Raw genomic sequence first — 22,279 nt, forward strand, 5'->3', positions numbered from 1 at the left:
GATTGTGCTGGATGGCGATATGAATGCCGGAATACTTGAAAGTACGCAGACAAACAACATCCGTGCGGTCATGCCAGAAGTCACAAAGCTTCTGGCTCTGAGTTAGTCAGGTGATGTTCGTCACCTGCGTGTCCCGCCCCATACTGCGCAAGAACTTTCGCTGCTGCCTGAGCAACTCACGGTAGTCGATGCAGCGATAGTGCAGACCGTGGCGGGGTGCCAGGTCGGCGATGATGTTTGCCAGCGCCGGGTAGTGTCGATGACTCCAGCCAGGGAACAGGTGGTGAGTCAGATGAAAGTTCAGCCCGCCCACGGCATGGTGCAGCCAGCGTGGAGAGGTTTGCCAGTCGCAGGTTGTCGCGAAGTTATGTCGATACCAGCCGTGTGGCATCAACGGGCTGCCTGATGGCTGATAGAACTCTGCTTCTGCCCAGTGCGTACCGAGCAGCAGAAATACCACCCAGAGAGAGGCGAGCATCTGGCTCACAAAGTACGCGATCAGCACCGTCGTCCAGCTGCCCTCGAATATCACCAGCGGCACTATCAGTACCAGCAGCAGATGGCATGCCTTACTGGCCAGAAATACCGCCCAGCCTTTGTTTCCCGGAAGTATTCTTTTGGCTTTGAGCGGCGTCTTTCCAAGACGGTCCGACCAGTCGAATATCCATGAGATGTAGGGCAGCGACAACGCTGCGACCATGGGCCAGTAAAGATGTTGATAACGCATGTGCTTACGCCAGCCCTGGAAGGGCGACTGTCGCAGGACGCCATTCTCCTCGGTGTCCAGATCGTAATGTTCAACGTTGGCATAGGCATGATGAAACTGCACATGCCTGACTCGCCAATAATCCGGATCAATCCCGAGCGGCAAGGTCATCAACCTGCCCACCAACCGGTTTGCCCAGGTCGCCCGGAAAAAAGCATTGTGGGTGGCGTCGTGAAACACCATCACGTTGAGTAGCATGCCTGTCAGGACAAACAGGAAATAGCAGCCCACGAATGCCCACGCATTGTGTTGCATAAGGCTCGAGGCATAAAAACCGCCGCACAGCAGGGTAAGGAGCAATGCCGTCCCCTTTTGCCGAATACTTGCGTAGCGATGGTCGTCTGCCAGGTAGGCGTGGGCCGCCTGCTTGAGGGCGTGATGAAACGCCTGTTCGCCATCGGCAGGAAATGACAGGGGGGCAAGTGACTCAGCCATGATGTTTTTCCACCGGATTTGCGGCTGGAAGGTTGTAGCCGCGAGAAGACACGGCCACCCATGCGCCGTGCAGGGCGAGGGCGACCATCGGCAATTGCCAGTAAACCTGCGACCAGCCGTAATAACCCAGAAACAGCAACGCCAGCCCCAGGCTGACTATCAGCCAGACGGGAACACTCCAGGTCCTCGCTTCGGTCATTCCTCCCAGCGCCACCGAGCCCACCACAATAAAGACGAACAGGACGACCTGCGGCCAAGTGATGTCGCTGTAGCCATAGCCGTATTGATAGATATAGCCCACCACCAGCGCGAAGAGCAGCAACGCGCCGCTGAAAATGCTCAAACCCGAAACGCGCGAGCGGGTCGGTTCGTTCGATTTTATCGACAGTCGCAGGTAATGCAGAAAAGGTACGTTGCTGGCCCAGAACGGATTTGCGGAAGAGCGAGGCCCTCCGATTCCAAACGTGTAAGGCACATCGGGCAGCCTGGAAAATGTGCCGAACAGCTTGTCCCAGAAAATGAAAGTACCGCCGAAGTTCTTGTCTGAGTAGGCCCGGTCTTTGACGTGATGCACGCGATGATGGGTCGGAGTAACGAAAATCTTCTCCAGCACGCCCAGCCTGGGTGTCAGCGCATTATGGTTAAAGAACTGCATCGAGTAATGCAGGATCGACACTGCGACAAACACATGCAGGGGCACCCCCAGCACGGCCAGCGGAATGAAGAACGGAATCGAGGTGAGTGACGAATACCAAGAGTTACGCACGCCCAGGGACAGGTTGAAGTGCTCGCCCTGATGATGCACCACATGCACGGCCCAGAGTACGCCAACGTGGTGATGCAGGCGGTGCAACCAGTAAAAACAGAAATCCCAGGCCAGCAACGCGAACGCCCAGACCCATAGTGGCGGCCATGTATCCAGCAGGCCAAGGCTCAAGTACGTGGCGACAAATCCGTAACAGATGACTTCCAGGCCACGGAACAGCCACAGCATGAGGTGGCCGGAATTCAGATTGAACACCACGTCATGCCAGTCAACCGGCTTGCGCTGCATCCACTGCAGAATGACGGCCTCGCCTGTTACGGCCAGCAGCATGATGATGATCGGAATGGCCAGACCGCTCATTGCATATTCCCTTTGAGTGCGACTGGCCTGCTTCGGCCGAGCGCATCGACCAGCATACCCGCCACCAGTGCGAGCACGGCGCCACTGACCACGTCGATGAACAGATGACGGCGCAATTGCAGGATCGAATAGGCAATGGCGGCCACCCATAAGACAAACACTGCAGTGCGCACGCTACACCTTGCTGCACTGATCCCCCAGACTGCCAGCACCATCAGGGCCATGTGCAGGGATGGCAGGCAATTCTGGGTCGAGTCCACATAAGTCAGTGCTGCCAGCAGTGTAGAGCTTAACGTTGTGCCCTCATCGACCGGGTACACCATCGTTGTCGGCCACAGTAGATAGACCGTTCCGGCACCCAGTGCGGTAAGACGCATGGCGCGAGACAGCCAGCGCACCCGATCGAGTGGGGTCATCAGATAGCCCAGTGGAACAACCACGAAGAACGATAGGTACAGCCAGATTGCGTGGGGCGTGAATGCGATCATTCGGTCGAACGGCGAGGGTGTCATGACCTGGCCGGTGCTCTGCAAATGGTCGGTCAGCGTATAGATCAGACCGACCGAACCCCAGCCAAGCAGCATGTGCCACAACCGAAACATCATTGGGTTGTTCATGCTTCTGCCTGCCGGACAATACGGCGTCGCTTTCGATCGAAGTTCGGCATCACGTTCTGCACCGTCAGTTGCCATTCAAGTTTGTCAGTGGCAACACCCTGTTGTGTGAACAGGGCGACAAGTTGTCTGCGGCTTTGCTCCAGTTCGGTTTGCGTACAGTCTGCAATCAGCTGCAGCCGGGTTTTCGAAAGCTGAATCAAGCGGTAGTCACTGTTCAGTGGTAGTGCATTGGCAATTGCCCGACTGCACAGGTCGGCAAAGATAATCTGCATCTCACCGTGCTGGTCGGGCAGCGAAAGCTGGTCGTCGCGGCGACCTTCTATTCGGGAAATTGCCATCGAATGCTGACCACACGGGCAGGGCTCGGATTGCCTGACCAGTACATCATCCAGCCGGTAGCGTACGATAGGCTGGGTGCTGCGAGTGAAGTCGGTGATCAACGGCGTGAAGCGCTGCTCATCAAGCCATTGGGGCTCGATATGCACGAATTCTTCGTTCAAATGCAGTGTGCCATGAGAGCACGTGGCCGCCAGAAAACCTTCAGTTGCCTGATAGACCTCGCCGACCTCGCGGAACACCGTGTTCAGCAACTGGCGATCCTGCGCATCCAGGACTTCGGCGACGGAGATCACTTTCTTTACTTCGAGTTGGATCTGCCCGCCCAGAACGGCCAGGGCCAGGGCGCGCAGCACCTGTGCTGGCGCAACGATAATGGTCGGCGCCTGTGCTTGTAAGCGAGGCAACTGCTCAGTGAACGGCGCGAACAAGTCATAAAAGGCCAGGCTCAGCCAGCGATTGTCGACGCTGTGGTACAGGTTATTGTCCGCACGTAAAAACAGCGCGACTCGCTCACCCGCGAAAATACCGTCTGGCAGCATCTTGGCAAGCATCCCGCCCGCCCAGATCTGCTGTTCCTGCGGGCTCACGACGAAAACGCCGCGCTGCCCTGAGGTGCCCGAGGACAGCCCGACGCTAAAGCGGCCGATGCGTGGCGTGAAGTCGCGTTCGGCTTCGCCGCGCCTTGCGTAGGCCAGCAACTGATCACGTTGCAGACCTGCCGTGTTCATCTGGTCGAACTGCGTCATCATCAGCGCTTTGTCCATCAGCGGCCATTCGTTGAATGGCAGAGCGCTGTAAGCCCGAAAATAGGGACTTTTGGCCAGCACCCTATGGGCAAAGCGTTTCAGTTGCCTGTTCTGAAAATGCTCCAGTGCCTGGCGACTGGAAAAGCGCAGGCGACGCGCTCGCCAATAGTGCCAGAGCGTCATCACCGGGATCATAAATCGCCCTCGTGGCACAATCGGATATCCACATGGCCTCCTGCCCACAACAGGTTCAGACGGTTCAGCGTCTGGTAGTAGGCCTTGCTGTCGTCCATCAGCACGTTGGCAAGCACAGAAGGCCCGCGCAATTCTTGATAGCTCAGCGGCGACCATGCGGAATCACTGGCCAGCAATGTCCAGCCATCGTCGGTGAGAATAAATGCACCCAGGTGTCCGGCGGCATGACCTGGTAGCGGCACCAGAACAATCTGCCCGTCACTGCCCGGTAGTTCGTAGCCATTTGTAAACGGTGCCAGTTGCTCGGTCAGGCTGACCTGCTCAAAGCCCTCGACGAACTGCAACGCTGCCTCGAAACCTTCCGGAATCAGTCCCGGTACGAAGGCGCGCTTGAGCGCGGCGATGCCACGTAATGAGCGGGTTTTCTGCCAGCCTTCGCCCGAGCAGATAAAGTCGAGATGACTGAAGTCCCGAAGGCCGGCGATGTGATCGGCATGAAAGTGGGAAATGATCAGCGCCTGAATATCGTTGGCCGCGTAACCCGCATTACGCAGCTGATCCAGCAGCGTTTCACCCGCATCCAGGTATACCGGGGTAACCTGGCTGTAGATGCGGAACACACCCGACCGGGTATGCTCCTGAAAATGGTTGGCGTAGCCGGTATCCCATAACCAGCGGCGATCGCCAACCTCCAGCAGATACGCTCTGGACGGAAATTTGCAGACCCTCAGGCCCGCGCCTTGCAACGCCATACAACCGATATGCGTGCAGTAACCCACTTCAAAGGTGGTAATGCTAGCCATGGGGCTTCACCGCGTGAGACTTAAGCCACTCTCCCGTGAGCTGAACGCCTTCTTCCATCGAGTATCGCGGCCGGTAGCCCAGTTCTTCAATGGCTCGCGTCTGGCTCAGGGTCATATCGAAGTTCACCGCCGCCACGCTGTATCGAGTCAGCACGGGCTCCTTGCGCGTTATACAGGCCAGAAGCTCGAGTGCCGTCGCCAGCGAGTGCAGCAATCGGTAACGCACACGCTGCACACGATATCGAATGCCGAGTTGTTCGTGCAGTAACAACTGCAAGGTATCCACCAGTCGCATGGGCTGATGATTGGTGACGTTGTAGGCGGCACCTGAAGACAAAGAATTGTTATGGCTCGCCAGGTCCATGGCGTGCACAACGTTTAGTACAAACGTCAGGTCCAGTACCGCCTCACCACCACCGGGCAAACGCAGCACGCCGCGGTCGCGCTCTATCTGGCCCAGAATCCGGGGCAGAATCACCCGGTCATACGGGCCGAACAAGCCACGGGGCCGCAGGATAATAAACGTGGTCTGTGGATAAAGCGGTACCAGCGCCTGTATGGATTGTTCTGCCTGGTACTTGCTGCTGGCGTAGTGATTGGCGAATCGTCGGGCACGGTATTGCTCGTCAATACACTCATGGTCTTGAAAGTCGAAATAGATCGCAGGCGTGGATATGTGCACGAAGCGCGAAACGCCGCAGCGGCCAGCTGCCTCGGCCAGCTTTTCTGTGACGACTACATTGGCCTCATGAAACTCGGCCTCGCTACCCCAGGGAGAAGACTTTGCCGCGCAGTGCCAGACCACGTCACTGCCGAGCATCAATTGCTCGCATTGCTGTGCTGTAGCCCGGGTCAGATCCAGGGCGGTGAACGCCGCTCCTTGTTCTCGCAGCAGATTCCCCACTGCCGAGTCACGTCCGGTGGCATGTACCCTATGGCCTGCGTTCAATAGCCACTCTGCCGCATTGCGTCCGAGGCCACTGGTGGCGCCGGTCAGCAGAACCTTCATGGCAGCAGCACCATGCCCGCCAATGTCAAACCGGCAGCGGTACCGATCAGCATCACGGGTTTGCCGGGTGTAAAGCGGCCGGTGGTAAAAGCAGTATGCAGCGCCGTCGGAATCGATGCCGAGACCTGGTTACCGTGATAGCGATAAATATCCACCAGTACCTCAGGCCGTACTCCAAGCCTTTTTCGCATGTGCTCAAGCGAAAGATGGCTGGCCTGATGGGGGACCACGGTGGCGATCTCGGCAAGCGTCAATCCGCTCCTTTCCAACAGACGTGCGAGGTAGCCCTCGATCAACGCGGCAGCCTGACGAAACAGCTGCTTGCCCTTCATATGGAACAGAAAGTCACTGTCAGTCATGCCTGCACGTGGATTGCGGCGTGTACCGCCTGCTTGAATCTCGCACAGGTCGCTGCCCTGTGGATAAGTCTCGGACAGGCTGCTCAGAATGCCGCTGCTGCCGTCACCGCGTTCGACAATGGCGCAGGCTGCTCCGTCGCCGAGGATCAGCGAGCTTTCCTCGTCATCCCAGTCGATACCGCGCGAAACGAGATCTGCCGAGACGATCGCAATGCGCTTGTAGATCCCGGCATTGAGCAAGCCAGCAGCGACCTGTAGCGCTGTAATGAAGCCGACACAACTGCTGTTGATATCAAAGCCGGGCGTACCCGATGGCAGGTGGGCCGCTTTGAGAATCAATGCTGCCGTGCAGGGTAAGGCCTGCATGGGTACTGCCGAGGCCGAGATCAACAGATCAATCGAACCCGCCGGGATCTGCTCTCTTCTCAAGGCATCCTGAAGTGCTTGCGCTGCAAGTTCGGCCTGGCTGGCATCGAGTGTTGCGTGAAAACGGCAATGTACGCCGGAGCGCTTTTCGACATAACCCGCAGGCTTGTTCAATAACGTGTCCAGCGCAGACGAGTCCACTCGATTTGCGGGCACCGCTACGCCAGTCGCAATAATTTTCAGTGGCAGCAAGGCTGCGGGGGAGGAGGGCGCTGTCATTGGAGTCCTGGCTTCGCATCCATGTGGCAATTACCTGAATGACTGATTCAAATATAACGCTGGCTGACCATGGCATGGGTCGATGAACCGCGAACCCTCATGCTCGGCAAGGGTAGGGTGTCATCGGTTATCTTTTCGGGTTAAAGACGCATGCCTTTGAACGGGTTCCAGCCTTGCTCGCCTTTTACTTCTTTGAGGTAGTACGAATAATTGACGGTCAAGGCATACATCAGCGAGAAGGCCACATTCAAACCTCCCCCCAGCGCGTAAGGAACCTCGGTTCCCAAAAGCGTACATACCAGAAGGATCAAGGCGTTGGTCGCGAGCATTATGCCAATCAACGCAATGCCTTTTTTCCACAGGCCCAGCACGAAGAAATAAATGGGGCCAAAGAAATACGCGATGACGTTGAAATTGATCCGCATTTTCTTCCTGAAGCCAGGAAGTGATTTGAGGCCGGCCTTGAACCGCGGGTCGTTCGGCGCACCATACGTCTCGAAGAAATTGAAGCGCTCCTGCCACTTGGCGCTGTACGTGCCAGTGCTGCGCGTCTGATCTGCTGTGCTCATGGTGCTGCTCCTGATGTTCCATTGGGGTGACGTCTTTCTTCCGGGAAACCCTGTGTTCTGGCGTTTTTATGATCAGGTTGCTGAGTGTATGGAGTTTTCGGGTGGTGTACTACGCAACCACGTAACCTGGGCGCTAAATCGCCACAATTCTTCATCTGCTCAGTCTGATAGGCAGCCATTGACTGGAGTCGCTCGTTTTTCTGGTCAGGTTGCTGCCAGATTATCGGTTGTCGCGGCTGACCCGTCCCCATGACCGGACGTGCATCAATCATTTTTACGAAGCGCATCAGGTTCAATGCTCTGCTTCCATGGTACTGATCGTTGGTTCTTGATAGTTTTCATCTATCAAAATACCCGATTTTTTTAATAATGACTCTGCCGCTGCTCGCTCTTTTGCCATTTTTCTTAGTTCGGCGGGCACTAGAGTTTTCCAGTGTTCACGATCGTCGCTGTCTATAAAGCTTTTATAGAACTCAGTTTCCGACCTGAAGCTGAGGGTAAATAAATAAGAACCACGTTCCTGCTTGGAGTCAGGTGTATTTTCACGCTGAACACTAAAGGTAAGGTATACACCATCCTTATAAAAATACCAGTCGCTGAGCATCGGTGAAGACAGCCACTCTTCCTTGGAGAGGATTAAGGCTGGATCCTTCCAGGGCCCTGTAACAGCAGGCTTTTCAAGCACAGTGTCAAAGTCTTTAAATTTTCTAGCCTCGGATCCCGGTATTCTTGCTTCGTTGGGGTAAATGTAGCGCCTCCAGCCTGTTGCTTTCAGATTTCCGAGTTGCTGGTAAAAATAGTCGATGGCCTTGGTGTGTTCCGAGTTTGAGGGTACTCCACCTAATATAATTTTGGCATTAGTAATGTTACTGTCTTCAACCGTGCTGAATACAGCGCTGACAACATCGTCAAATATCAGAGGCTGCTGGCTTGACTCGATGACAGCCGTCGCCTTGCTTGAGCTTTGTAGAGGAATGTCAAAATCGTAAAAGCAAATTTTGTCATTACAGTCCCTGTCAAAATTCACAGTTGACGCTGAAAGCAAGGTTTCAACAGGCTCATCCAGTTTAAATTTTATCAGTAGCGGTTTCTGTTTCATATCAGGGTTTCCACAGGCTGTAAGAAACAAAAGTAGCGTCAAAAAAAATTTTTTATGCATGGTCGTGCCAGGACGATATTTCTATAATGGTGTTTTCCATATATTTTTTATTTATGTCCATAAGTGTGTGAAATTTGTCTGCGATTTTAGTGATAAACTTCATTCTTTCGGTAGGGTCGTACAGTTGACCTTCGGTCATTGTTACATTGAGCTTAGGATTATCTGACTCACAAGCAGTGCTAAAGGCAGCAAGCCGACGAGGCACGCCGAAATGACCCTCCAGTTTAGATTGACCGTATAAAAGAGTTTTGAATCCGAAGCTCTCATAGATTAAAGGTTGTAATATTTTCCTTTGCTCATGGTTTGCGATGGCTATTAAAGAGGCTAGCTGCTGTTGTCTTTGGGCGTCCCTGCCACGGATGGTTTCAATTTTAGCTATCAAGGAAAATCCCAGTCTCAGATAATCAGTGACTTTGAGATTGTCTATTTTCAGTAGCGCGTCTTCTGCCCAAGGCAGCTTTTTAAATGACGCTTTGAATTCTTCGTTGTACTTGTTGAAGTCGCGCTTTTCAATACATTCAGTGAATTGCTCTGGAAAATTTATATAAAACCAGTGCCAAACGAAGATGTCTTGGAATAGCCAGAAATTTCCTTTGCCTAAGTAATTTTTTGTTGCTTCAAACGCAGCCAATGATGGAAATGCATAGCGCCAGTTTGAAGTGCTGGAATAGTCTAGCGCACACATTACCTGCTTGCTCGCAAACGCCGCTAAACCGGTCCAGTAAAATCGCCCCTTCAATGCGGGCTTCCCGTTGAGCTCTTGTTCTAGATAAATTCTGGCGTAGTTGCCTGCAATGCGCGCGGCACGTGCACTAAAGTCGCTTATTAACTTATATTGTGCTGGTTTCAGGCAGGGTACGCGAGACTGTACACTCAATCGGCGAACGGCAACTTGCTGGCCGATCGACCATAGCGCTTTGCATCCAGGATTCAGGTCATTGATCGAGCAAGCATGAGGGTTAAAGTTAAAGTCATCTTTCATGATTTTTTACTCGGAGAGTATTCGTCCGACCCCGCGGGCACGATCAACTCGTCAGGTACCAGCGTAACCTTGCCATTACCAGGCTTGTCGCTAAAAATCCGTGGAATATTACCGTCTTGGTCGGTAAAAAATATTTTCTTGCCTTCGTCAGGAATATCAACCTCGACCGCGACATCCTCAAGCGGTACACCGTGAGTGGTCATGAGGCGATTTTGCTCGTCATACAGCCCTGCGGGTACTGCGATGGGAAGCTCCTTATTTGCATAGTCCATGCTTGCGGGACCGCTGAGGGTCTTTTTGGCACCTTTGATGTCTATTGTGCCTGGCGCATGCACCTCGATATTGCCGCGTATGATCCTGATATAAGCGCCGCCACTGGTGAGCAAAATTTCTTTCTGTGCAGACATTTCCACTAACTGTGCAAGAGAGGTGATTTTCATGCCCTGCTGCGCGGTCAATTCCATCGCATCACTCTGCGCCTGTAGCTCGATCTTGCCCTTGGCTGCAAACAGCTTCGCCCCGGCATTCTGGGCAAAGAGGCTGATGCTTTGCGCGACGCTGGCCAGCAGGGATTTGCCGCTGGCGATGCTGACGTCTTCGCCGGTGCTCAGGGTCAGGTGTTTGCCGCTGTGCAGGTGGGTGCTTTTCGGCGTGGCGGTGGCGATGTCGGCAGGGGAGGAGGCGATCAGCAGAGGTTGCTGGTAACCCGGCGTCTTGCCGCGTCCGCCGCTGCGGATTGCCCAGGCGGTGTCGCCGCCGTTGCGTTGGTGCTCGCCGGGGCCTTGGCTCGGGCTGCCGTCGTCACTGCCGTAGGTCACGTCGGCATCGCTGTTGAGCTGGGTCAGGCTGTCCAGGCCTTCCTGCATGGGCAGGGCGTTGTGCTGTTGCGCGGTGTCGGACAGGGTCTTGACGCGTTGCTCACTGTTTTTCAGTTGCTGCTGCGCTTCGCTGGCATCGATCTGTGCGCCCTGAGCACCGCTACGTTTCCAGGTGCTGAGGTACAAACCCTGCTGGGCGCGCAGTGCGCCGTAGGCATCGGTGCGCAATTCAAACCCGGTACCGCGCAGGCCTCCGCGATTGTTGCCGCGCTGGTCGATCAAATAACCGAGGTTGAGTTGGGTGTGGCCATGACTGCTGTGGATCTGGGTGCGGACCTGGCCGGTCGAGTCGTCCATCACCCAGTGGTTGAAACCACCGCCGCCGACTTCCTTGCTCTTGTAGCCTGCCATTAACCCGCTGGAGTGCCAGGCGGGTTTATGACCACCGTAGACTTGGCCCATGACCAGCGGCCGGTCGATGTCGTTGTCCAGAAAAGTGATGACCACTTCTTCACCAGCACGCGGCACGTGCACGCTGCCCCAGTCCGGGCCGCTGCTCGGTTGCATCATGCGCAGCCAGCAGGAACCCAGTTCGCCCTCTTGGGAAAGCCGGTCCCAGTGAAAGCGTACGCACACCCGGTTCAGGGTGTCGGTGAACACTTCATGGCCGCTGGGCGTGACGACCACGGCGGTCTGCGGGCCGGGATTATTCGGCTTGAAATGCTCCGACGGGCTGCGGAACGGCACGCTGTGTAACTGGCCTTCAAAGCGATTGAGGAAGAAGCCGTGGCTGCCGACGCCCAGCGTATCTGCCACTCCGGTCAGCGCTGATGGCTCAGGACGAACAGATCTGAACAGCGCCGCCATGCTCCCCGGCACTTCGCGACGTTCTTTGGCCAGTGGCAGGTTGCTCTCGGCGAAGATCTCGACTTCGATCAGCAAAAACTGACGCTCTTCAGCTGCTTTGCGTTCGTACAGCGGATGCTGGGTCAGCTCAAACCAGCGCCCGGCTTCCATCTGCCGCACGCCGCTTTGACCTTGCACGCGACGTGCCTGGGATTCACGCTGTTCAATCTGTACGCGGCTCAGCCATTCGCCGCGGTCCTGCTTCTGCCAGCCGTATTGGCCCTGATACTCGTAACGCTCCAGCGCCTGCGGGGCCGAAGCGGCCTGCAAGGCGGGCATCACGGTTTCGCGTGGCTGGCCGTGGGCCAGGTAATCGACACTGCGCCAATGCAGCTTTCCGCTCAATAGTTGCGAACCGCTGCTCCACTGGGTAATGCCGTCCTGTTTCTCGGTGGCGTTCTGAGTGTGAAAGCGAATGCTCTGGGGCGCCAACGCGGGGAGGGTATCGACGGTGTCAGTGAAGACAATGCAGTGCGTGTCAGCGGTATGTTCGACGTACCAGAAAAGACCTTCCTGTTCGCACCAGCGCTGCACGAAGTTGGCATCACTTTCATTGAACTGGGTGACGTAGGAGAGTGGGGCGTATTCGCGTCGCAGGTCCAGGCGATAATTGCCCTTGGCCTGTTCGTACAGTGAGAAAACGGCTTCAAGGATCGCTGGCAGGTTCTTGTCCTGCCAGATACGGCAGTCGAGGCGGTACTCGAGCAGGCTGAACCAGGGCGCGAAGACCAGCTGCCAGTCATGCAGACCGCCGTCATTACCCAGATAGCGCACGCTCTCGACCAGGCCATGACGCTGCGCGGGAGAACCGTCATCGCAGAGGATTGCCAGGCCGACCGGCTGGCCGATGAGTTTTTCAGGATCGTATTCGGTGTCCTGCACCACCACGTCGAGGGTGTAGCGGGGCACACGGCCGATGCGCTCGACCCCATGCATGCGCAGGGCCTGGAGCTGATGCTCGCCCAACGGCGTGGTGAGTTGCAGCAGGCGTCCGCTCTGGCTGAGGGCGGTACCGAATGTCAGATCCATGGTGTAGCTCCACTACCTGGAATGGCCTCGTATCCCTGATTTAACACGGATTGTCGTCCATGTGGTTTCTTTTAGATGGCTGTCTTTGCCTTTATCGTCATTATAAGCATCGAAACCGCCTGGATGAAGAAGTAGCATGCCACGGGCATGAGAAAGTCGTAATTGCCACGTGTCGCCAAGTATAAGAAAAATGCGCAAAAAGCAGCGATGAAAGATAATGCGCATGAGATAAAACACTGATATCGCAAAATGTGGTTTAGTGGGCTTTTGCCGTTTACCAGAAACGTCAGTATTTTGAACGGTGCATAGCAAGCTCCGTAGAGGGGCAATGCCAGGATTAGAGCAATTAGTATGTAGCCTATAAAGTCGGGCATTAAATTGTTCCATTTATTTTATTCTTTATTGCTGTATAGATAGCCAAGTCAGGGAAGCGGTTTCAGGCTGTCTACTACCTTATCCCAAAAAGCCAGAGCTTCTTCGTCTGACTTGAAATCACTGCCAGTTTCGTGTGTACCTAACTCAAGATCTATAAAAGGTCGTGTGTTTGATTCCAGAGTGCCTTTGTGTTCAATTTGAAATGTATAGAACCGTTTGCCATTAACGATCGCTGTGACAGCAACCTCTTCCACCTTGAGGTTTCCAACCATGCGCTCTCGCTTCCTAAGTGTCTGTGTCTTGCTCATCAACTCAGCGCCGCCGGGAATGAATTCATCTCCTTTGTTGCCGTTAAATCGCTCTAGCAGGCTATCTTCATGTTCAGCTATCTGCTGCGTTAATAAACTTACATATGTACCAGGGTGAGTTGAAATTTGTGCTCCCATGTAAATACCTTCCAATGCTTGCTCAGGATCAAGCTGGATGTAACCCGCTTCCAAAGCGAATCCGCCCGCAGGAGGAGCATCTTGAGGCGCCCTGAAGAATATAGATTCACTAATCACTCGGATTTTATTGATGGCTCCATCTAGACCTTTGACAGAAATCGCGTCAGCACCCATACGATATAATGTGTTTTTAGTCGTCAGAAGGTAAGCATTGAGCGTATAAAACTCTTTCAGTCTAGAGACTACTAAAATGCTGCCATTGCTGAGCGGAACCGTTCTTTCGTATTCGCTTGATGTCCCTTTTGCTATTCCTTTTTTAAGGTCATTAATGTAGCTTTCAACAGCTGATTTTATCTGGGATTTCCCGTTTTTTCCGATTAGTTCAACGTCTTCGTTGTATATCTTATAATCGGTTAGAACTTTAGAGTTTGCAGGAAGTTCTAGTTTGAATCTTCCAAAGTAATGCGCATCCCATTTTTTAGTGGTTATGTAATTTTTTTCGGTCTCTTGAGCCAAGGTTGGCTCGCTATGAGTAGTAATTAATATTGCCGAAAATACGCAGAATTTTATGAGTTTTAATAGGTTTTTCATGTGTTCTCGGTATTCTAAGTCTTAGCGGATTTTTAGAGTTTATTCGGATGGAAAGACTCAAGCAAATTGTTCCAAGCTGAGAGAAATTCTTCTTCAGTCAAACCGTCTTGTGATCGGTTTGGAAAACTAGGAGCGTTGTCAGGTAAATGATCGGAGGTGAACGAGTAAGTCGCGGTTATCCTGATTTCTGGTTTCTGAACGTCTTCCGGCATGCCGGGGTAGTACCACATACCGGTGATTTCAGTTAGGTACGTGCCATTCAGCTTTTGAGTTGTGCCTTCAATGATCTCTTCTCCGTTAAAATCGTGTATCACTCTACTGGAGTTTTTAAATTTTTTGATTCTATTGTCTGAGTCACTGAGCCATTTTAAGGCGCCAGGTAATTCCAAGTCAGGGATGCTGGGCGTCCGATCAGAAAGTGGAAGGTTAGGTTCGCCTTGGTAGGCGTCAATGTTGAATCCGATATTAAATCCCTTGATGTTAGTGTCTTCAAAAGAAACACTTACGGACTCACGTTCATTTTCGTTACCTTCAATACAGCCTTTGACAAAACAAAACCCGCTATTCCTATCATCTGATACATCAAAGCGTGACATTAAGAAAGCAATGCGAGATGGATCTTCTAAAGTGCGTTCTCCGCCTACCTCCAGCAGTATATTTTTTTTCCACACAAATCCTAGAGAGCTGTTTGAAATCTCGTTCATCGGTTTACCATAGACATCAACACCTGTCAGGCGTTTGTGATTATATGCAATGAGCCACGCAGTGTCCGATGGGCGTGATATCTCCGCTGGCTTTTCTATAGTTTTACGGCCTGTCTCATTATTCTTTATCGCCGCCAGTGAACTGTCGACTAATCGTTCTGCACGCGGTTTTATATAATCAAAGTATACCTTTATAGGAATGCCATTCTTGTTGAGTGCAACATCAGCGAGCTTCATGCTCTCTGGTATCTCAACACTGTAGCGAGCGATGGCCGCGGAATATGTTTTGGTACTTTTGGCGGTTGGCATTTTTGCGGGTTCCTCTTTGTAAAATAGCATAAAAATAATTGATAAGCTGATGGCAAAGCCGAGTGCTATGATTGCATAGTTCTTTTTAAGTTGCGCGGTCAACATAGATTTTTTGCTCTTTTAGCTATATTTATTATAGAGTGTACGGTTACTGCTCTGACTGTTTGGTTATCATATGATGTGCCGTGGGCGAAACCTTTAAGCATTGCAGAAAACTTTACGTGAGCAGTAGGCGCTTGTCCGGACAGTGTTGGCACCGTTCCATCGCCGCCCTCATCTTGCTTGCCCATGTGGGCACGGTAAGCATCCCCAGCATAATCTGCGCCGATTACGCCTTGCCCATTAAACGTGCTATAGGCTATTTTCCCTGCAGTTTCAAGATTTCTCACGACTAAGCTATTACTGCCAGTATCAGAATTTAATTCTAGACTTGGAGTCTGCTGTTGATTCAGTTTTGATGACCAAATCATGGCGTTATTTTTTAATGGAGTAATTATCCAGGTTATTTTATTCCAGGCTGGTTGTTTTTTATCTGCTCCAAAATGCACATAAGTTGGGTTGAAGTAGTAGTTTTCGAGTTCCGCATGGAACTCTTTTGCTGTCACAAGATCCGTAATATATTGTTTCCAAGTGCTCTCTAGGTTTTTGTTTCCAGGGTCTATAAGATAAGGATTCATTAGGCGCCACCACTTGTTAGGGATAGCATATATCTCGTTATAAGGATCGTTGTTCTTTGGTAATTGCATTAGTAAATCACCAGTATTATTTTCCCACCGTGCTGATAGCCAATTGTTACCATATAAATGATTAGGCAAAAGCTGTAGCGGTCCTGGAGACGCAAATATTGGGGTCACTTCTACAGCGTTTGCACCGATCGCCAAGCGGCCTGCGATATCTTCCCATCCCGCACGCACTCTGTAATAAGCCGTTCCTGCGCCAATAGCAGGTTGAACACCATGTACAATACCCATAATATTATGTGGGTTTTTTTTTGCACACATTCTTGCTACTAACCCACCCATTGAATGAGTCACTATGATTACTTTTTCACATGTATATTTAAGGCGAGTCTTGCAGTCGTTCAATACGAAATTTATATAGCTCTCAAGATTCTTTGCGGAGTCTTCGTTGCTTTTTAACCAGTTATAGCCGCAAGCGTAAACTGGATAACTCCATCCAGAAACAGTCTTTAGATCTTCATCACTGATTTTCTCATAGCCTGAGAATTTCTCTACATCATCTTGGTTTCCAGTAAGGCCGCTCTTAAAGTTCTCATTCATCTTGCCTTGACTATAAATATTTCTGAAATTTTTCTCTAGAAAATTTAAAAAGCTTCCATAGCCTTGGTCGCCCAATATTACAGTGCCCCACCCTCGAGCTTTCATTTCGGACATTGGAAGAATGCAATCTTCTTGTTTAAGAACAATGAGTGAGTCCTCCCCGGTTTTTGAGGGAACTTTAGTACTGGCAGGATCTAAAAGTTTTTTTCTATCTTTGGCAGAAAGAGTATTGAAACCGCTAAAGTTAACAAAACCTAACCACGGCATGCTATCAGGGAACCAGCACCATTTACCATCCAGCTTTGTGATTAGATTTTTATTGCTACCTGTAGCTAGTAATGGTGTTCCCATTATTCCAGGTACGAAGATCACGGGTATTGCTTGTCTTGGACTGATATAAAGTAGGTTGTCTTCACAGCCAACCTTTTCCAAAGGCACAGTTGCGTGCTCGCGGCCATCAGGTCCTATCTCGGTCGTGAGAACAACTCTATTATCAACCATGCGTCTTCTCCAATTACTCAACGATTTTGAATAGGTACTTACCTATTAAGTCGCTTTTTTGCTGTTGGGCACGACCTTCGGTATCCGTTATACCGCTTATTACGGTGCCGTCATCGCGATGTATTTCATATTTGACGTTACGCGCTACATCACCATTTTGATAATTTACGACGATCCTTTTTTCAAAATTCGTCTTGGGCATTGCGTTATAGCTGTGCGACAGACTGGTCGGCCCGCTAAACGTCTTCTTCGCCCCTTTCACATCAATCGTCCCCGGCGCATGGATCTCGATATTCCCGTCCTTGATACGGATGTAACCGCCACCGCTGGTGAGCAGGATGCCTTCCTGTGCAGCGATTTCTATTCCGGCAGCGGTCGAAGTAATCTTCATCCCTTGCTGCGCGGTCAGCTCCATCGCATCACTCTGCGCCTGTAGCTCGATCTTGCCCTTGGCTGCAAACAGCTTCGCCCCGGCGTTCTGCGCGAACAGGCTGATGCTTTGCGCAACGCTGGCCAGCAGGGATTTGCCGCTGGCGATGCTGACGTCTTCACCGGTGCTCAGGGTCAGGTGCTTGCCACTGTGCACGTGGGTGCTTTTCGGCGTGGCGGTGGCGATGTCGGCAGGGGAGGAGGCGATCAGCAATGGCTGCTGGTAGCCCGGTGTTTTGCCGCGTCCGCCGCTGCGGATTGCCCAGGCGGTGTCGCCGCCGTTGCGTTGTTGCTCGCCTGGCCCTTGGCTCGGGGCGCCGTCGTCGCTGCCGTAAGTCACGTCGGCATCGCTGTTGAGCTGGGTCAGGCTGTCCAGGCCTTCCTGCATGGGCAGGGCGTTGTGCTGTTGCGCGGTGTCGGACAAGGTCTTGACGCGCTGTTCGCTGTTTTTCAGTTGCTGCTGCGCTTCGCTGGCATCGATCTGTGCGCCCTGTGCGCCGCTGCGTTTCCAGGTGCTGAGGTACAAACCCTGCTGGGCGCGCAAAGCACCGTAAGCATCGGTGCGCAATTCAAACCCGGTACCGCGCAGGCCTCCGCGATTGTTGCCGCGCTGGTCGATCAGGTAACCGAGGTTTAGCTGGGTGTGGCCGTGACTGCTGTGGATCTGGGTACGGACCTGGCCGGTCGAGTCGTCCATCACCCAGTGGTTGAAACCTCCGCCGCCGACTTCCTTGCTCTTGTAGCCGGCCATCAAGCCGCTGGAGTGCCATGCGGGTTTGTGGCCGCCGTAGACTTGCCCCATCACCAGTGGCCGATCAATGTCATTGTCCAGAAAAGTGATGACCACTTCTTCACCGGCACGCGGCACATGCACACTGCCCCAGTCCGGACCACTGCTCGGTTGCATCATGCGCAGCCAGCAGGAGCCTAACTCGCCATCCTGAGACAGGCGGTCCCAGTGAAAGCGTACGCAAATCCGGTTCAAGGTGTCGGTAAACACTTCATGGCCGCTGGGTGTGACGACCACGGCGGTCTGTTGGCCGAGGCTCTTGGGTTTGAAATGCTCCGACGGGCTGCGGAACGGCACGCTGTGCAACTGGCCTTCAAAGCGATTGAGGAAGAAGCCGTGGCTGCCCACGCCCAGTGAATCGGCCACACCGGTAAGCGCTGATGGCTCAGGACGAACAGATCTGAACAGCGCCGCCAAGCTCCCCGGCACTTCGCGTCTCTCCTTGGCCAGCGGCAGGTTGCTCTCGGCGAACATTTCGACTTCGATCAGCAAAAACTGGCGCTCTTCAGCCGCCTTGCGTTCGTACAGCGGATGCTGGGTCAGCTCGAACCAGCGTCCGGCTTCCATCTGCCGCACGCCGCTTTGACCTTGCACGCGACGTGCCTGCGATTCACGCTGCTCGATCTGTACGCGGCTCAGCCATTCGCCCCGGTCCTGCTTCTGCCAGCCGTATTGGCCCTGATACTCGTAACGTTCCAGCGCCTGTGGCGCCGAAGCCGCCTGCAAAGCAGGCATCACGGTTTCGCGTGGCTGGTCGTGGGCCAGGTAATCGACACTGCGCCAATGCAGCTTGCCGCTGAGCAACTGCGAGCCACTGCTCCACTGGGTAATGCCGTCCTGTTTCTCGGTGGCGTTCTGGGTGTGAAAGCGAATGCTCTGCGGGGCCAGCGCGGGGAGGGTGTCCACTGTGTCGGTAAAAACGATGCAATGTTTGTCAGCGGTATGTTCGACGTACCAGAAAAGACCTTCCTGTTCGCACCAGCGCTGCACGAAGTTGGCATCACTTTCATTGAACTGGGTGACGTAGGACAGCGGGGCGTATTCGCGTCGCAGGTCCAGACGGTAATTGCCCTTGGCCTGTTCGTACAGTGAGAAAACGGCTTCAAGTATCGCCGGCAGGTTCTTGTCCTGCCAGATACGGCAATCCAGGCGGTATTCGAGCAGGCTGAACCAGGGCGCGAAGACCAGTTGCCAGTCATGCAGACCACCGTCATTACCCAGATAGCGCACGCTCTCGACCAGGCCATGACGCTGCGCGGGAGAACCGTCATCGCAGAGGATGGCCAGGCTGACGGGTTGGCCGATGAGTTTTTCAGGATCGTATTCGGTGTCCTGCACCACCACGTCGAGGGTGTAGCGGGGCACACGGCCGATGCGCTCGACCCCGTGTACGCGCAGGGCCTGGAGCTGATGCTCGCCCAGCGGGGTGGTGAGTTGCAGCAGGCGTCCGCTCTGGCTGAGGGCGGTACCGAATGTCAGATCCATGGTGTAGCTCCTTAACTCTGGATATCCGCGTAACTCTGATGCGGTCTGGACAAACGCTTCATGCTCGCATTATCTTGGGCTGTCCCATGGCATAATGGGAAATGTAGTATTTTCCCATTATGCAAGACAAGGCAGGAATAGATTAGTCAAGGCAGAGGTTTTAGACTGTCGACTACTTGATCCCAAAACTTCAACGCCTCTTCGTCAGTTTTAAAGTCACTACCTTTGTCATGTGTGCCTAGCTCAAGTGCAATATAGGGGCGCGTATTAGATTCTATGGTGCCTGCATACTCTATTTGGAAAGCATAAAACTGTTTGCCATCTGTGCGTGCACTAACTGCTACTTCTTCAGTTTTAATGTTATTTACTACGCGCTCCCGCTTTCTTAATGTTTTAACTGCTCCAGAGTTAACAAGTTCTCCGATTGCCTCATCATATTGGCGCTGTTCAAATCTTTTTATCAAACTGTCCTCTTGGGTGAGGATGCTTTTGGTCAGCAGGCTAACGTAGGTACCAGGGTGTCCGGCGATTTGCGCTCCCATATAAATGGTTTCAAAAAACTTATCATTATCGAGCATTGTGTAGCCGGCTTCGATTGCAAAACCACCTCGAGGGGGAGCCTCTTGAGGAGGGCGAAAGTAGATTGCATTACTTAACATGCGCATTTTTTCGATTCCTCCCTCTAATCCTTCTTCAGATATATTATTTGCCATCATGTGGTAAAGAGTGTTTTTTGAAGTTAGTAGATATACGTTGAAGGTGCGAAATTTATTAAGGCGTGAAATTATAAGCACGCTGCCATTATCTAGCGGGACAGTTTTTTCGTAAAAAGTTGGTGTTCCAATCGCTCTTCCTTTTTTCAACTCCTCCACTTTCTGGTCGACAGAGTTTCTTATCTGTGACTTTCCGTTTTTACTAATCAGCTCTAAATTTTCGTTGAATAGCTTATAGTCTGCAGAGACTTCTGAACCACGCGGTAGTGAAATTTCAAATCTACCGAAGTAGTGAGTGTTCCAACTATTATCGTTCATTTTGCCACCTTCAGTAGTACTGGCTAATGCGCTAGAGTTATTGAATAGTCCTAGCGCAAACATGCAGAGTAAGAATCTATTTGTCATGTACAATTGTTTATCCTCGCGCAATGTTTTTTAGCTAATTCTGGATGATAGCCTCACCAAACTATAGAGCGTTGCAAAAAGTGTTCTGCCGCTTTTATCGGTGTAAGCGTCTTGATGCCCATAGCCTTTTGAGTTATTGAACGGACCTGTTTTGCAATATTGGTTAAGCCCGTCACTGTTTTGCCCATGAGCGAAAGCCGCTTTTACTTCTTTTTTGCCGCGTGGAGCTGAGGATGAAAATGCAGGAACTGTACCATCTCCAGGATAGAATTTAGGCCCGATTTCCAGCGAATACATGCCATTGAGCTGCACTTGGGCATCTAGGTTATCCCCTGTAAGTTCCGCCGACTCTACATTGAGCCCTGCCAGGTTTTTTGCAGCCCATTCGATAGTGCCCCATGTATAGAGATCCGGGGATTTTGATTCAGCCGAGTAATGCACATACGTTTCAGGGTAATAGCCTTCCTCAATTTGAGTGTGAAAATTCTTTACGCTATCAATAACTTCGTAGAATAGATCACGTAAAGATGCTTGCTTTGAATCTACACCGCTCAACTTTGTGATACCTGTCTTCCCCTTTGATACAAGGCCCGCAGGGTCAAATAGTTTATCGTTGTTTTTCGGGATCAAACCCCACCATTGATCGGACTTATAGATCTCCTCATAGGGGCAAGCTTTAGGAAGGTTAAGCATCTTTTTTGCGGTTTTCTGGTCCCTGACAAATAGCCAAGGTTGCGCGTTGTTATAGTCTCGTGTGGGCAACAATTCTAAGGGGCCTCTTGCAAAAGCCATTACTGCTACCCCATCTGCAGCGTCGCGCCCAAGGATCTTCTTTTCTGCCAATGCTTCGAACCCCGCTCGCACCCTTTTATAACTTGCTGGCGCGCCTGTTGCAGGCATTGCTCCATGAACGACGCCGTACAGTTCACTGAAGGCATGACACTTAACCATGGCTCTTGCGACAAGGCCGCCCATAGAGTGGGTGACAATTAGTACTTTCTCAGCTTTTCCTTTATAGTGGGGCAACACTGTATCTTTAATGTAGTCAATAACGTACTTCGCTGAGTCATGATTTGACTGCAACCAGTTATAGCCTGCTGCCCATACCTCGTACTGAGTATCTGCTGCTTTTTCCAGGCCGCTGGCAGCGGCTAGCGATGAGAGGCTTGGATTTTCCTCCCAATCTCCCCAGTCTGCAGGCTTCTGATCGATGCGAGCCTTCCAGTCACCTTGTGGATCACCTGATAGCATGATGTTATTCATCTGGCTTTGCATTTCGCCCATTATCGGATGATAAGCCGAGCGCATAATCGAGCCCCATTTTCTAACGCGTAATTCTTGTTCGGATAAGCCGCAACCGCCATCTTCGACTTCTCCGTCTTCATATACGCCTACAGCTCCAGGTGTTGAGTCAAGTTCAGCCTGCCTTTGTTTGGCAGATTTGAACCAGCTTCCTAGCAGCACTCCTACCGTCTTGACTACTGGAAGAACGCCATCAATATTCGGCGCTACCCACACTCTTTTTTTGGTCCTCATATTCATCAGATTGGTACCCATGATCCCGGGTATGAAAATTATGGGAACCACTTTCCCGCTTTTACACGGAACAGACTTTTCCACTGGGTCGTTTGACCGTGACATGGTCGTAGTGGCCATTAGCTCGCCGTCTGCATCATGTTCCTGAGCCAGATGGAGCGTATTGTCAGTTGAGTGTGAGCTGTTATTGCCCATGGGTGGCCTCCATGCAT

16 protein-coding genes and 1 pseudogene are annotated in these 22,279 nt (G+C 52.3%); all 17 read right to left on the reverse strand.

Going from position 1 to position 22,279, the window contains the following annotated elements; translation table 11 throughout:
• Positions 1–106: 106 nt before the first annotated feature.
• A complete protein-coding gene (locus tag JOE29_RS00090; RefSeq protein ID WP_137984106.1) occupies positions 107–1,201 on the reverse strand; it encodes an acyl-CoA desaturase in 1,095 nt (364 codons plus the stop codon).
• Complete coding sequence (locus JOE29_RS00095; protein ID WP_210078686.1) at positions 1,194–2,327, reverse strand: sterol desaturase family protein; 1,134 nt, start codon at positions 2,325–2,327, stop codon at positions 1,194–1,196. Before JOE29_RS00095 ends, JOE29_RS00090 begins: the two co-directional genes overlap by 8 nt.
• Positions 2,324–2,944 carry a phosphatase PAP2 family protein gene (locus JOE29_RS00100; RefSeq protein ID WP_210078687.1) on the reverse strand — a complete coding sequence of 207 codons (621 nt, stop codon included), beginning with the start codon at positions 2,942–2,944 and terminating at the stop codon, positions 2,324–2,326. Before JOE29_RS00100 ends, JOE29_RS00095 begins: the two co-directional genes overlap by 4 nt.
• Positions 2,941–4,224: a F390 synthetase-related protein gene (locus JOE29_RS00105; protein WP_210078688.1), complete on the reverse strand. Its 1,284-nt coding sequence runs from the start codon at positions 4,222–4,224 to the stop codon at positions 2,941–2,943. Before JOE29_RS00105 ends, JOE29_RS00100 begins: the two co-directional genes overlap by 4 nt.
• A complete protein-coding gene (locus JOE29_RS00110) occupies positions 4,221–5,027 on the reverse strand; it encodes an MBL fold metallo-hydrolase (RefSeq protein WP_137984110.1) in 807 nt (268 codons plus the stop codon). The genes JOE29_RS00105 and JOE29_RS00110 overlap by 4 nt, the downstream gene beginning before the upstream one ends.
• Entirely contained in the window at positions 5,020–6,036 is a 1,017-nt protein-coding gene (locus JOE29_RS00115) for an NAD(P)-dependent oxidoreductase (protein ID WP_137984111.1), read from the reverse strand. The genes JOE29_RS00110 and JOE29_RS00115 overlap by 8 nt, the downstream gene beginning before the upstream one ends.
• Positions 6,033–7,040 carry a 3-oxoacyl-ACP synthase gene (locus JOE29_RS00120; protein ID WP_003343707.1) on the reverse strand — a complete coding sequence of 336 codons (1,008 nt, stop codon included), beginning with the start codon at positions 7,038–7,040 and terminating at the stop codon, positions 6,033–6,035. Before JOE29_RS00120 ends, JOE29_RS00115 begins: the two co-directional genes overlap by 4 nt.
• A 140-nt stretch (positions 7,041–7,180) precedes the next feature.
• Positions 7,181–7,609: a DUF2628 domain-containing protein gene (locus tag JOE29_RS00125; RefSeq protein WP_004404851.1), complete on the reverse strand. Its 429-nt coding sequence runs from the start codon at positions 7,607–7,609 to the stop codon at positions 7,181–7,183.
• 292 nt (positions 7,610–7,901) lie between these two features.
• On the reverse strand, positions 7,902–8,708 hold the full coding sequence (locus JOE29_RS00130) for a hypothetical protein (protein WP_245226634.1): 807 nt from the start codon (positions 8,706–8,708) through the stop codon (positions 7,902–7,904).
• Between the two features lie 52 nt (positions 8,709–8,760).
• Positions 8,761–9,750, reverse strand: coding sequence for a hypothetical protein (locus JOE29_RS00135; RefSeq protein WP_245226636.1), 990 nt, complete (start codon positions 9,748–9,750; stop codon positions 8,761–8,763).
• Positions 9,747–12,503, reverse strand: a complete 2,757-nt coding sequence (locus JOE29_RS00140; RefSeq protein WP_137984113.1) for a type VI secretion system Vgr family protein — start codon at positions 12,501–12,503, stop codon at positions 9,747–9,749. Before JOE29_RS00140 ends, JOE29_RS00135 begins: the two co-directional genes overlap by 4 nt.
• 422 nt (positions 12,504–12,925) lie before the next feature.
• A complete protein-coding gene (locus JOE29_RS00145; RefSeq protein WP_024683377.1) occupies positions 12,926–13,915 on the reverse strand; it encodes a T6SS immunity protein Tli4 family protein in 990 nt (329 codons plus the stop codon).
• Between the two features lie 32 nt (positions 13,916–13,947).
• A complete protein-coding gene (locus JOE29_RS00150; RefSeq protein ID WP_235204058.1) occupies positions 13,948–15,033 on the reverse strand; it encodes a T6SS immunity protein Tli4 family protein in 1,086 nt (361 codons plus the stop codon).
• Complete coding sequence (locus JOE29_RS00155; RefSeq protein ID WP_235204057.1) at positions 15,027–16,709, reverse strand: alpha/beta hydrolase; 1,683 nt, start codon at positions 16,707–16,709, stop codon at positions 15,027–15,029. Before JOE29_RS00155 ends, JOE29_RS00150 begins: the two co-directional genes overlap by 7 nt.
• 187 nt (positions 16,710–16,896) lie before the next feature.
• Positions 16,897–19,413, reverse strand: a pseudogene (locus JOE29_RS00160) (type VI secretion system Vgr family protein); the annotation flags it as partial.
• Between the two features lie 146 nt (positions 19,414–19,559).
• On the reverse strand, positions 19,560–20,444 hold the full coding sequence (locus tag JOE29_RS00165) for a T6SS immunity protein Tli4 family protein (RefSeq protein WP_137984116.1): 885 nt from the start codon (positions 20,442–20,444) through the stop codon (positions 19,560–19,562).
• A gap of 117 nt (positions 20,445–20,561) precedes the next feature.
• Positions 20,562–22,262 carry an alpha/beta hydrolase gene (locus JOE29_RS00170; RefSeq protein ID WP_137984117.1) on the reverse strand — a complete coding sequence of 567 codons (1,701 nt, stop codon included), beginning with the start codon at positions 22,260–22,262 and terminating at the stop codon, positions 20,562–20,564.
• Between the last annotated feature and the right edge of the window lie 17 nt (positions 22,263–22,279).

The sequence above is a fragment of the Pseudomonas sp. PvP009 genome (assembly GCF_017832995.1).
GTDB lineage: Bacteria > Pseudomonadota > Gammaproteobacteria > Pseudomonadales > Pseudomonadaceae > Aquipseudomonas > Aquipseudomonas syringae.